At 70.3% G+C, this 11,750-nt stretch carries 10 protein-coding genes; 7 read left to right on the forward strand and 3 right to left on the reverse strand.

Annotated features, from left to right (window positions below; translation table 11 throughout):
- Window positions 1-38 precede the first annotated feature (38 nt).
- Entirely contained in the window at window positions 39-1,754 is a 1,716-nt protein-coding gene (locus ACFP1K_RS39710; RefSeq protein ID WP_380763509.1) for a hypothetical protein, read from the reverse strand.
- 198 nt (window positions 1,755-1,952) lie between these two features.
- A complete protein-coding gene (locus ACFP1K_RS39715) occupies window positions 1,953-3,161 on the reverse strand; it encodes a class I SAM-dependent methyltransferase (RefSeq protein WP_380763511.1) in 1,209 nt (402 codons plus the stop codon).
- A 290-nt stretch (window positions 3,162-3,451) separates the two neighbouring features.
- Between ACFP1K_RS39715 and groES the strand changes: the two genes are divergently transcribed.
- The 4 genes from groES (at window position 3,452) to ACFP1K_RS39735 (ending at window position 6,655) form a co-directional block, all read left to right on the forward strand.
- Window positions 3,452-3,763: a co-chaperone GroES gene (gene groES, locus ACFP1K_RS39720; RefSeq protein WP_055482820.1), complete on the forward strand. Its 312-nt coding sequence runs from the start codon at window positions 3,452-3,454 to the stop codon at window positions 3,761-3,763.
- A 111-nt stretch (window positions 3,764-3,874) separates the two neighbouring features.
- On the forward strand, window positions 3,875-5,497 hold the full coding sequence (gene groL, locus ACFP1K_RS39725) for a chaperonin GroEL (protein ID WP_380763513.1): 1,623 nt from the start codon (window positions 3,875-3,877) through the stop codon (window positions 5,495-5,497).
- A gap of 316 nt (window positions 5,498-5,813) precedes the next feature.
- Entirely contained in the window at window positions 5,814-6,440 is a 627-nt protein-coding gene (locus ACFP1K_RS39730) for a sigma-70 family RNA polymerase sigma factor (protein WP_347627168.1), read from the forward strand.
- A gap of 56 nt (window positions 6,441-6,496) precedes the next feature.
- The gene (locus tag ACFP1K_RS39735) at window positions 6,497-6,655 is read left to right on the forward strand and encodes a hypothetical protein (protein ID WP_380763515.1); all 159 of its coding nucleotides are present in this window, start codon (window positions 6,497-6,499) and stop codon (window positions 6,653-6,655) included.
- Here ACFP1K_RS39735 and ACFP1K_RS39740 read toward each other — a convergent pair.
- Complete coding sequence (locus ACFP1K_RS39740; RefSeq protein ID WP_380763517.1) at window positions 6,616-6,993, reverse strand: DUF5319 domain-containing protein; 378 nt, start codon at window positions 6,991-6,993, stop codon at window positions 6,616-6,618. The two genes, ACFP1K_RS39735 and ACFP1K_RS39740, sit on opposite strands and share 40 nt — an antisense overlap.
- A gap of 183 nt (window positions 6,994-7,176) precedes the next feature.
- Here ACFP1K_RS39740 and guaB point away from each other — a divergent pair, with 183 nt between their 5' ends.
- The 3 genes from guaB (at window position 7,177) to ACFP1K_RS39755 (ending at window position 10,185) form a co-directional block, all read left to right on the forward strand.
- Window positions 7,177-8,655 (forward strand): IMP dehydrogenase, encoded by a 1,479-nt coding sequence (guaB, locus tag ACFP1K_RS39745; RefSeq protein WP_380763519.1) that lies wholly within the window; start codon window positions 7,177-7,179, stop codon window positions 8,653-8,655.
- Window positions 8,656-8,751: 96 nt separating this feature from the next.
- A complete protein-coding gene (locus ACFP1K_RS39750) occupies window positions 8,752-9,870 on the forward strand; it encodes a GuaB3 family IMP dehydrogenase-related protein (RefSeq protein ID WP_380763521.1) in 1,119 nt (372 codons plus the stop codon).
- A gap of 90 nt (window positions 9,871-9,960) precedes the next feature.
- Complete coding sequence (locus ACFP1K_RS39755; protein WP_380763523.1) at window positions 9,961-10,185, forward strand: hypothetical protein; 225 nt, start codon at window positions 9,961-9,963, stop codon at window positions 10,183-10,185.
- The last annotated feature ends 1,565 nt before the right edge of the window (window positions 10,186-11,750 follow it).

Below are 11,750 nucleotides of genomic sequence, written 5' to 3' on the forward strand. Positions count from 1 at the left end.
GAGATCCGGTGATGCTCGTACGGGGGGTGGGTTGGGCATCAGTCCTTTGGGGGGCGAGTGGGGCGGAGGAGGGCTTCGGCTAGGGCCAGCATGGTTTCTTCCAGGGCGCCTAGGCGGCGGGTGAGGTCGGTGTGGGTGGGGCGGAGGAGGTCTTCTACGGTCGTGGTCAGTTGGGGGTGGTCGGGGCGGGCCTCGATCAGCTGTTTCAGGGCGGGGACGGCGGTGGCGGTTTCGGTGAGGCGGGCGGCCAGGGTGTCGAAGCGTTCGGCTTGGGTGTCGGTCTGGGCGTCGATCAGGGTGGCTACTCGTTTGTGGACCTCGCCGACCTCGAGGAGCGCGGGGAGCTGGCCGACGCGCTGGTTGACGGCCTCGACGTGGTCGTCCACGAGGTCCAGGCGCTCGTTGACGCCCTCGAAGCTCTCGTTGATCGTGGTGACGCCCTGATCGAGCGTGCCGAAGCGGGTGTCGTGGGCCGCGAGACGGGTGTCCATCGCGGCCAGGCGGGTGTCGAGCTCGGCCAGCTGATCACGCAGGGCGGCGACGGGGGCCCCGGAGTCGGCCAGACGGGCGTCGATGGCCTCGGTGCGGATGCCGAGCTCCGTGAGGCCCGCTTCGGTGCGGGTGCCGAGCTCCGTGAGGTCCGCCTCGGTGTGGGCGGCGAGCTCCTTGAGGCCCGCTTCGGTAAGGGTGCCGAGGTCCGCGAGACCCGTTTCGGTCTGGGCGGTGAGGTCCTTGAGGGCCGTTTCGGTGCGGGTGCCGAGGTCGTGGAGGCGGGTGTGGGTGGTCTCGGTGTGGTCGGTCAGGGTCTGGAGGCGGGTGTGGGTGGACTCGGCGTGGTCGGTCAGGGACTGGAGCTGGGAGTGGGTGGACTCGGCGTGGGTGGTCAGGGTCTGGAGGTGGGAGCGGGTGGTGTCCGTGTGGGTGCCGAGGCGGGAGTCCAGGGACTCTAAGCGGGTGGTCAGGGTGGTGAGGTGGGCGTCGATGGAGGCGAGGCGGGTGGCCAGGTGGGACTCGGAGTCGGTGACTCTGCCGGTGACGCCGTCGAGGCCGCCGGCGAGGCGGTCCATGGTGGCGGTCAGGCGGTCCATGGTGGCGGTGAGGGTGTCCTCCATGCCTTCGCTGAGGTCGAGGACGCAGCCCTCCACGCGCTCGGTGCGCTGGGTGAGGTCGAGCAGGGCCTTGTCGACGCGGGTGAAGCGGCCCCCGGCGGCCTCGATGCCGGACTGGAACTGGGCCAGGCGGCGGGTGAACTCGGCCATGCGGTCGGTCATCCCCTGCGTGCCGTCCAGGACCGCCTGGATGCGTTTGAGCGCCTCGGCGACCCCCTCCCGGACGGTGCACAGGTCGGTCAGCAGGCCGGGCAGCTCGGCCACGGGCTTGACGCGGTCGCCCACCGACTCGATGCGGTCGCCGATGCCCGCCACCCGGCTGCCGACGCCGTCCACACGGTCACGGACGATCTCGACGTGCTGGGCGAGCCCCTCGGCCCAGGCGGGCGGGCGGGTGGCCAGCTCGCCGAGCCGCCCGCCCATGTCCTCGAGCACGACGCTCAGCCCGCCGAGTTCCCGCTCGCGTACCTCGCGCAGCAGCCACTCCATGCCCTCGAGCCGCTGGCGGATCTCGTCGAGCACGGCGCCCTGGGTGCGCTGCTCGTAGACGTGGTCCTGCGCCGCGCGGGCGAGGAGCTCGCGCATGCGGTCGGAGATGGCGGTCTGGCTTCCCGCCTGGAGGAGGGTGTGGTTGGAGTGGTCCACCGAGGGCTCCTTCGCTCGCGGGCGGCACACGCGGCGGTGGAGCGGTGCGGCCGGCGGGCATGACTCAGCAAAAGGGTGAAACGTCGGTCAGCGAAATCCCGCGCTGGCCAACTGTAGTGCTTGACCACGACGCTTTCGGGGCCGACTTTAAAACATCGTGATTACCGATAAAATGCCCGCATTTGCTATCGTCGCAGGTCAGGCGGGTTCACAGATCAACGCGTACGGATTCTCGCCAATTCGGGTGAGCACCACAACGCAAGAATTGCCCCCGGACAGCCTCAAATCCCTACGAAGTCTCTCCAAGTCCAGCGCCGAGCCCCTTTTCTTCAGCGTCACCGCACCTATCTCGCGTTCCCGCAGCGCCGCCCGCAGCCGTTTCCCGGAAAAGGGCATGGTTTCCCGCACCTCGTAGCGCGACGCCCACGGCGTGACCTCCGGCCCGTCCCCGGTGATGTACGCGATGCGCGGATCGAGCAGGTGCCCGCCCACCGCCGCCGCCACCTCGGCCACCAGATGTGCCCGGATCGCGGCCCCGTCCGGCTCGTACAGATACCGCGCCACCGGCCCCACCGCCGGCTCGCCGAGCCCGGGATCCGGCGTCATGCTCAGCCCGGACGGCAGCATGGTGGCCCGCCGCAGAACGCCCCCGTCCGCGGGGAGGCCGTCCGAGGCGCCGTCCGCCGGGCCCAGGGCGCCGGTCCACACCGCCGCCTCCTTGACCTCCCCCCGGTAGGACACCCACTCGGCCTCCGCCCCCGCGGGCAGCAGCTCGTACGGCACGCCGGGCGCCACCTTCAGGCACGCGCCGCGGGCCCGGCCGGCCAGGGCGAGGACGTCCGGCCAGGGCGGCGAGTAGGACAGGGGGTCGAAGACGCGCCTGCCGGTGACCCGCCGCGCCGGGTCGGCGAACAGCGCGTCGTACCGCTCGGGCGTCACGCCGGCGGCGTCCCCCACCGTCACGGTGACCCGGCCGGACAGGCCGAGCGCGTCCGCGTTGGCCCGCGCGACCTCCACGGTGAGCGGGTCGCGGTCCACCGCGTCGACCACGCACCCGGCGCGGGCCAGCGCGAGCAGGTCGCCGCCGATCCCGCAGCAGACGTCGGCCACCCGGGCGCCCGGCTCGAAGCGGCGGGCCCGGTGGTCGGCCACCTCGGCGCGGGTCGCCTGTTCCAGCCCGTCCGGTGTGAAGTACATCACCGCGGCGTCCGCCCCGAACTTCGCCGCGCCCCGTGCGCGCAGCCGCGCCTGGGTCAGCGCGGCGCCCGCGAGGTCCGCGGGGTGGGTCCTGCGCAGTCCCACGGCCGCCGCGACCGCGTCCGCGCCGTCCTCGACCATCCGCACGGCGTCGGCCAGTGCCTTCTGGCCGTGCGGGGTCAGAAGTTCGCGGAAAGCGTCATGGTCCACGCCCGCTGACGCTACCGGGTCGTGCGGGGTGACGAGGAGCAGGTCACAGCGGTACTGAGGCGGACATATCACGCGAGGAACGTTCTGTTGGCTGCGGTACGGTTAAGCGCACTGACCTGGGACGGCCTGTCCGTGTTGACTGTGTCGGCGCCCTTGCATACTGTTCAGTGTTGGCACTCGACGAGGGAGAGTGCCAGACATAATGCGACGAGGCAGGTCTGACACCCGCGACGGCAGGCCGCTGGTCGCCTCTTCAGCTCATCATCACAATCTGAAGGGGAGGTCCGATCGTGACGACCGCCACCAAGGTTCCCGTTAAGCCGCTCGGCGACCGCATCGTGGTCCAGCCGCTTGAGGCCGAGCAGACGACCGCTTCCGGTCTGGTTATCCCGGACACCGCCAAGGAGAAGCCGCAAGAGGGCAAGGTCCTCGCGGTGGGCCCGGGCAACTGGGACGAGGACGGCGAGAAGCGCATCCCGCTCGACGTCAAGGAAGGGGACGTCGTCCTCTACAGCAAGTACGGCGGTACCGAGGTCAAGTACGGCGGCGAGGAGTACCTGGTGCTCTCCGCCCGTGACGTTCTCGCGATCATCGAGAAGTAAAGCCCCGGGCGCGTAAGCGGCCATCTACAACGGAGCCTTACTAGAAAACGCGTATCAAGCCCCGGGTGCTTCAGAAGAAGGCCCGGGGCTCTGATGCTGAGAGGACCTTAAATGCCGAAGATCCTGGAGTTCGACGAGGACGCCCGCCGCGCGCTTGAGCGTGGCGTCAACGCCCTCGCGGACGCCGTCAAGGTGACCCTTGGACCGCGCGGGCGGAACGTCGTCATCGACAAGAAGTTCGGTGCCCCGACCATCACCAACGACGGTGTCACCATCGCCCGTGAGGTCGAGCTCGACAAGCCGTACGAGAACCTCGGCGCGCAGCTCGCCAAGGAAGTGGCGACCAAGACCAACGACGTCGCCGGTGACGGCACCACCACCGCGACCGTGCTGGCCCAGGCCATGGTGCGCGAGGGCCTGCGCAACGTCGCGGCCGGCGCGTCCCCGCTGAGCCTCAAGCGTGGCATCGACATCGCCGCGCGCGCGGTCAGCGACCGCCTCCTGGAGCGGGCCCGCACCGTGGAGGACAAGAAGGAGATCGCGAACGTCGCGACCATCTCCGCCCAGGACGCCAAGATCGGCGAGCTGATCGCCGAGGCGTTCGACAAGGTGGGCAAGGACGGCGTGATCACCGTCGAAGAGTCCAACACCATGGGCCTGGAGCTCGAGTTCACCGAGGGTCTCCAGTTCGACAAGGGGTACCTGTCGCCGTACATGGTGACCGACCCCGAGCGCATGGAAGCCGTGCTGGAGGACGCCTACGTCCTGCTGCACCTCGGCAAGATCTCCTCCATCGCCGGGTTCCTCCCGCTGCTGGAGAAGGTCGCCCAGACCAAGAAGCCGCTGTTCGTGGTCGCCGAGGACATCGAGGGTGAGGCCCTCGCCGTCCTGGTCACCAACAAGATCCGCGGCACGTTCACCTCGGTGGCCGTCAAGGCCCCCGGCTTCGGTGACCGCCGCAAGGCGATGCTCCAGGACATGGCCATCCTCACCGGCGGCCAGCTGGTGTCCGAGGAGCTCGGCCTGAAGCTCGAGAACGTCGGCACCGAGGTGCTGGGCACCGCCCGCCGCATCGTGGTGGACAAGGACAACACGACCATCGTGGAGGGCTCGGGCGACACCCAGGCCATCCAGGACCGCGTCCGTGAGATCCAGTACGCCATCGAGAACACCGACTCGGACTGGGACCGCGAGAAGCTCCAGGAGCGCCTCGCCAAGCTGTCCGGCGGCGTGTGCATCCTGCGCGTCGGCGCGGCCACCGAGGTGGAGCTCAAGGAGAAGAAGCACCGCCTCGAGGACGCGATCTCGGCCACCCGCGCCGCGATCGAAGAGGGCATCGTCTCCGGCGGCGGCTCGGCGCTGGTGCACCTGTCCAAGGAGCTGGACGACCTCGGCCTGAGCGGCGACGAGGCCACCGGCGTCGCCATCGTCCGCCGGGCGCTCGTCGAGCCCGCCCGCTGGATCGCGGAGAACGCCGGCCTCGAGGGCTACGTCATCACCGCCAAGATCAGCGAGCTGCCGGCCGGCCACGGCCTCAACGCGGCCACCGGCCAGTACGGCGACCTGGTCGCCGAGGGCGTCATCGACCCGGTGAAGGTCACCCGCTCCGCGGTGCAGAACGCCGCGTCCATCGCGGGCATGCTCCTCACCACCGAGGTGCTCGTCGTGGACAAGCCCGAGGACGAGGCTCCGGCCGCCGCGGGCCAGGGACACGGGCACGGCCACGGCCACTGACCCGCACCCGCTCTTCCTGACGGCCACGGCCCGCGCCTGACACTAGGCGCGGGCCGTGACTATTTGCGCAAACGATTTTCCTGGCGCTCGATTTGACGGCACGGTAAACCGATCGGCGGGCCGGGGCGTCGGGCGTACGTCACCCTCATCCCTTCCCCGTCAGGGGCGACGTCTAACAAATACCCGCGAATTCGGGTTCGCCCGTGAAATATGGAAACACTCCTGTGTTCGGATGATTACCCTCGGTTATCGACGCGTCAATGTGACCAATCCGTATCCATTCACGATGACGACATGCGCGATCGTGGCGGGCATCATGCGTAACGTGACCGAGGGATGCGTCGCCGACGCCAAGGCTGGGGTAAGGCTTGCGACGAGATCGGATGAGTCCGACCTCAGGGATCTGACGAGCCTTGCCGTACAAGGGGATCGCAGCGCGATCGAATCATTGCTGGGGCGGTTGCGCCCTATGGTGGTGCGCTATTGCCGTGCCAGGCTCGGCCGGGTCTCCGGTCATTACCACATAGCCGACGATGTCGCCCAGGAGGTGTGCATCGCGGTGCTCGCCGCGCTGCCGCGTTACCGGGACATGGGCCGTCCGTTCGCGTCGTTCGTCTTCGGCATCGCCTCGCACAAGGTCGCCGACGCGCTGCGTAGTTCGGTGCGTTCCGCCGTGCCCACCCAGGATCTTCCGGACGGTCCCGACCAGGGGCCGGGGCCGGAGGAGACCGTGGTGCGTTACATCGAGGCCGAGCACGCCCGCGCGCTGTTGTCGCGTCTTCCCGACAACCAGCGCGAGCTGATCATTTTGCGGGTGGTCTCGGGACTGTCCGCCGAGGAGACGGGTAACGTACTGGGTATGTCACCAGGTGCGGTTCGCGTCGCCCAGCACCGGGCGCTGGCCAGGCTCAGGGCGATGGCCGACATGGAGTCGATAGCTTGACCGCCCTCCGCCCGGCGCATCCGGTCCGGAGACACGGGCCGGAGGTGGATCCGGCAGTGCTCTCGACTGACGCGGTCCTCGACGCGCTGGCGCGCAGGGGCCCCATGCCGGGCGGTGACTCCGGCGCGGCGGACACCGTGGTACGCCTGTTGCGGGCGCTGGCCGAGGACGTCGATCAGCGGCTCTCCTCGGTGTCGATCACGCCGTCGACGTAGCCGCGGGCGTATTCCCAGGAGACGTAGTTCGCGGGGTCGGGTTCGAAGGCGGGCTCGTGGACCTGAGGCCGCCCGTGGTCGATCATCTGGCGGAGGTTTCCGCGCAGTAGATCCCAGCCGAAATAGTGTTGCTCGCCGCACTCCGGACAGTCCAGGCACAGCCCGAGGACACCCCGCGGTTCGAGCAGCGAGCGAAAGACCTCCACGTCGGCGAGGTCGGTGAGCGCCTCGTCGCGCTCGGCCAAGGTCAGCGGCTCGGAGTGGTCGAGCTCGCCCAGTACCGCGGTGGGGTCGTTCGGGTCGTCCGCGAACGGGTCGCGGGGGACGTCTTCCAGCACGCATTCCACCTTATGACCCTTGGTTGTCCCGGTGAGGGGAAGTGCCGGGAAGCGGATGAGCCTACGACGCTCGCGCCGCCCGTCCACAGGCGGGACGAGCCTCTGACCTGGGGCCCACTAAACTGTGCACGGGGCCGGCGCCTTTCCCCGTTTTGAGCGCGCCAATGGGCAGGAGGGTGACAGATGGCCAAGTTCACCGAACCGGGGCTGACGTTCGATGACGTGCTACTGGTGCCCGCTTATTCTGATCTCCAACCCGGTGACGCGGATACCACCACTCGTTTGTCGCGTTCGATCACCCTGCGCATCCCGCTGGTGTCCGCCGCGATGGACACCGTGACCGAGGCGCGCATGGCGGTGGCCATGGCCAGGCAGGGCGGCATCGGCATCCTGCACCGCAACCTCTCCATCGAGGACCAGGCCCAGCAGGCCGACCTGGTAAAACGCTCCGAGGCCGGCATGGTCACCAACCCCGTCACCTGCGCGCCGGACGACACGCTCGCCGACGTGGAGCGCCTGTGCGCCAAGTACCGCATCTCCGGCGTGCCGGTCACCGACCACAGTGGCGTCCTGCTCGGCATCGTCACCAACCGCGACATGCGATTCGAGGCCGATCACAACCGCCCCGTGCGCGAGGTCATGACCGCGATGCCGCTGGTCACCGCCCCTGTCGGGGTGTCGCGCGACGAGGCCTTCCGGCTGCTGCGGCACAACAAGGTCGAGAAGCTGCCCCTCGTGGACGCCGCGGGCCGGCTGCGCGGCCTGATTACTGTGAAAGATTTCACGAAAAGCGAGCAGTATCCCCTCGCCACCAAGGACGCCGACGGCCGGCTCGTGGTCGGCGCGGCGGTCGGCGTCGCGGGCGACGCCGAGAAGCGGGCCCAGGCGCTGATCGAGGCCGGGGTCGACGTCATCGTGGTCGACACCGCCCACGGCCACTCGCGCGGGGTGTGCGACATGGTGGCCAAGATCAAGGCCGGTGGCCAGGTCGACGTGATCGCCGGCAACATCGCCACCCGCGCGGGCGCGCAGGCGCTGATCGACGCCGGCGTCGACGCGGTCAAGGTCGGAGTGGGCCCCGGCTCCATCTGCACCACCCGCGTGGTCGCCGGCGTGGGCGCTCCCCAGGTCACCGCCATCCACGAGGCGTCCCTGGCCGCGGGCCCCGCGAACGTCCCGGTGATCGGCGACGGCGGCCTGCAGTACTCGGGGGACATCGCCAAGGCGCTGGCCGCCGGGGCGGACGCCGTGATGCTGGGGTCGCTGCTCGCCGGGTGCGAGGAGTCGCCCGGTGAGCTGATCTTCATCAACGGCAAGCAGTTCAAGTCGTACCGCGGCATGGGCTCCCTGGGCGCGGTGCGCAACCGCGAGCGCGGCGGCTCCTACAGCAAGGACCGCTACTTCCAGGAGAACGTCGCCAGCGAGGACAAGTTCATCCCCGAGGGCATCGAGGGCCAGGTGCCCTACCGCGGCCCGGTGGCCGCCGTCGCCCACCAGCTCGTCGGCGGCCTTCGGCAGGGCATGTGGTACACCGGCTCGCGCACCATCGCCGAGCTCCACGACAACGGCCTGCTGATGCCCATCACCGCCGCGGGCCTCAAGGAGAGCCACCCGCACGACATCCAGATGACCGTCGAGGCCCCCAACTACCACGGCCGCTGACCCCGGGGCCGCGCCCGGGATGTACGGGTCGTGGTGGGGTAGAACGATGTGTGCCCCAGGTGTGGGCGTCACCGAGGAACGGGAACGAGCGAGAGCATGACTCAGGTTGAGATCGGGCGCGGCAAGAGCGGGCGCCGCGGGTACGCGCTGGACGAGATCGGCATCGTGCCGTCGCGGCGCACCCGGGACCCGGAGGAGGTGTCGATCGCCTGGCAGATCGACGCCTACCGCTTCGAGCTGCCCGTCGTGGTCAGCCCGATGGACAGCGTGGTCTCACCGGCGACCGCCATCCAGATCGGACGGCTCGGCGGGCTCGCCGTGCTGGACCTCGAAGGGCTGTGGACCCGCTACGAGGACCCGGCGCCTCTGTTGTCCGAGGTCGCCGAGCTGCACGGTGAGGCGGCGACCCGGCGGCTGCAGGAGATCTACTCCGCGCCGATCAGCGACGAGCTCATCGGCCGCCGCATCGAGGAGGTCCGCTCGGCCGGGGTGACCACCGCCGCCCGGCTGTCCCCCCAGCGCACCGCCCAGCACTACAAGGCGGTGATCGACGCCGGCGCCGACATCTTCGTCATCCGCGGCACCACCGTCTCGGCCGAGCACGTCTCCGGCCGCGCCGAGCCCCTCAACCTCAAGCAGTTCATCTACGAGCTAGACGTCCCCGTGGTCGTCGGCGGCTGCGCCACCTACACCGCCGCCCTCCACCTCATGCGCACCGGCGCCGCCGGCGTCCTGGTCGGCTTCGGCGGCGGCTCCGGCCACACCACCCGCACCGTCCTGGGCGTGGCCGTCCCCATGGCCACCGCCATCGGCGACGTCGCCGCCGCCCGCCGCGACTACCTCGACGAGTCCGGCGGCCGCTACGTCCACGTGATCGCCGACGGCGGCATGACCAGCTCCGGCGACATAGCCAAAGCCATAGCCTGCGGCTCCGACGCCGTGATGGTCGGCTCCCCCCTCGCCCGCGCGGTCGAGGCCCCCGGCCAAGGCCACCACTGGGGCTCCGAATCCCACCACCCCGACCTCCCGAGAGGCGCCCGCGTAGAAGTAGGCACCATCGGCACCATGCAAGAAATCCTCCACGGCCCCTCAACCGTCGCCGACGGCTCCATGAACCTGATGGGCGCCCTCCGCCGCACCATGGCCACCGCCGGCTACTCCGACATCAAGGAATTCCAACGCGTAGAGGTAGTGGTAGCCCCCCACCACCACTAGCCCGGCCACCACTAGCCCTTACCACCCCACAAGGGGCTACGTGAGTGGCGCGCGCCTGGCGGCGCCGTCCCGTCAGGGCAGTCCCGCCCTGTGACGGCGCCCGTGCTCGCGGTCGTGCTCGTGCCCGCGGTCGTGCTCGTGCCCGTGCCCGCGCTCGTGCTCGTGCTCGTGCTCGTGCTCGTGCCCGCCCCCGTGCCCGTGCCCGTCTCCCCGGACGGTTGTTCCACCCGGCGCCGGGTCGGCGGGACGTGGTGCGGCGAACCCGGCGCCGCCGTACGGCGAGAAACCCGCCGCGGGTCGGCGCTCCAGGAATAGCTGACGTCAAGGGACCGAAGGACATCAAACCCGCTCCGGCCAGGGTGGATGGACCCACCCGTTGTCGATTACCACCATGCCGACCACAGCCCACCCGATCCACAGCGCGTCCATCACCGCACGTAGACGCACCCCCACCAGGGGTGGGAGCTCTGGTGGTCCCGGTTGCACCCCGGGAGCCCTGTCGCCCACGGCTCGGCCGCCTCACCGCCAGTCGGGTCCGTCCTACCGGCACGGGGACGGCGGACGTCGTACGGCGAACCCGGCGCCGCCTTACGGTGGTTGGCCCGCTGTCCGTGCCTGTGGGAGGCGCGGTGCTCATGGGGGTACCGTCCCGGCAGGGCGGGACCGCCCTGCCGTCGCCCGTGCCCGTCTCCCCGGACGGTCGTTCCACCCGGCGCCGGGTCGGCGGGACGTGGTGCGGCGAAACCGGCACCGCTTATGGCGGACAACCCCGCGTTTGCGCGGCGCCGGTGAAATGGTCCTCGCGGAGGGCGCGCTTCGCGCGAAAGGCGCAAGGGCTGTTCTCCTGCGGGGACACCCCGCACCTCCGAGCCTGCCGGGCTCACCGTGCTCCGCCGCGAATGCGTCCGCCAAGTGGCGCAACACCGCACCCGAGCTGAAGACCCAGATGCCCTGGTACCGAATGGCCGGACCTGCGCTCCCCCATCAAGATCGTCGTACTTTCACCCCTTCGCGGGACGTCACCCACCGGAGATGCGTTCCAGTCCACGACCGCCCATACGACCCTCTGTTCATGCCACCCGACGCGCCTCCACACCCTGCCTCCCCCCCGGGCTCTCGGCGCCTCCTAGGTCCTGTGCACTGGCGCCCGTACGGCGGGACGTGGTGCGGCGGGTGACGTCCCGTCAGGTGGTGTTCCGTGGCGTGATCATGAATGCGCCGCCCTCGGTGCCAGGCGGCCGGCCATCGACACCTTCACGAAGATCCCCAGGAGTTACACCACTCCCGTGGACGCAACCGCTCGGGGGTGCGGGGGTGCCCCCCGAAGGAGCACAGCCTTTGCGACTTTCGCGCGAAGCGCGCCCTCTGCAAGGACCATTTCACCAACGCAGCGCACACGAGGGTTGTCCGCCGCACGGCGGCGCCGACTTCGCCGCACTACGTCCCGCCGACCCGGCGCCGGTAAAACGAGCCCCGACGGAGCGGCGGGGAACGGGCGACGGCGGGGGACGGGCGACGGGGGACGGGGACGGGGGGTAATCACGGCCCCGGGCGGTGGAGCACGGTGAGCCCGGCAGGACCGGGGGTGCGGGGGTGTCCCCCGCATGAGCACAGCCCTTGCGCCTTTCCGCGCGAAGCGCGTCCCTTCGCGAGGACCATTTCACCGGCGCAGCGCACACGAGGGTTGTCCGCCGCACGGCGGCGCCGACTTCGCCGCACTACGTCCCGCCGACCCGGCGCCGGTAAAACAACCCCCGGAGCGGCGGGGGACCGGCGACGGGGGACGGGGGGCGGGGGACGGGAGGCGGGGGACCGGCGACGGGGGACGGGGGACCGGCGACGGGAGACGGGGGACCGGCGACGGGAGACGGGAGGCGGGG

It is taken from the genome of Sphaerisporangium aureirubrum, assembly GCF_042658925.1.
Lineage (GTDB): Bacteria > Actinomycetota > Actinomycetes > Streptosporangiales > Streptosporangiaceae > Sphaerisporangium > Sphaerisporangium aureirubrum.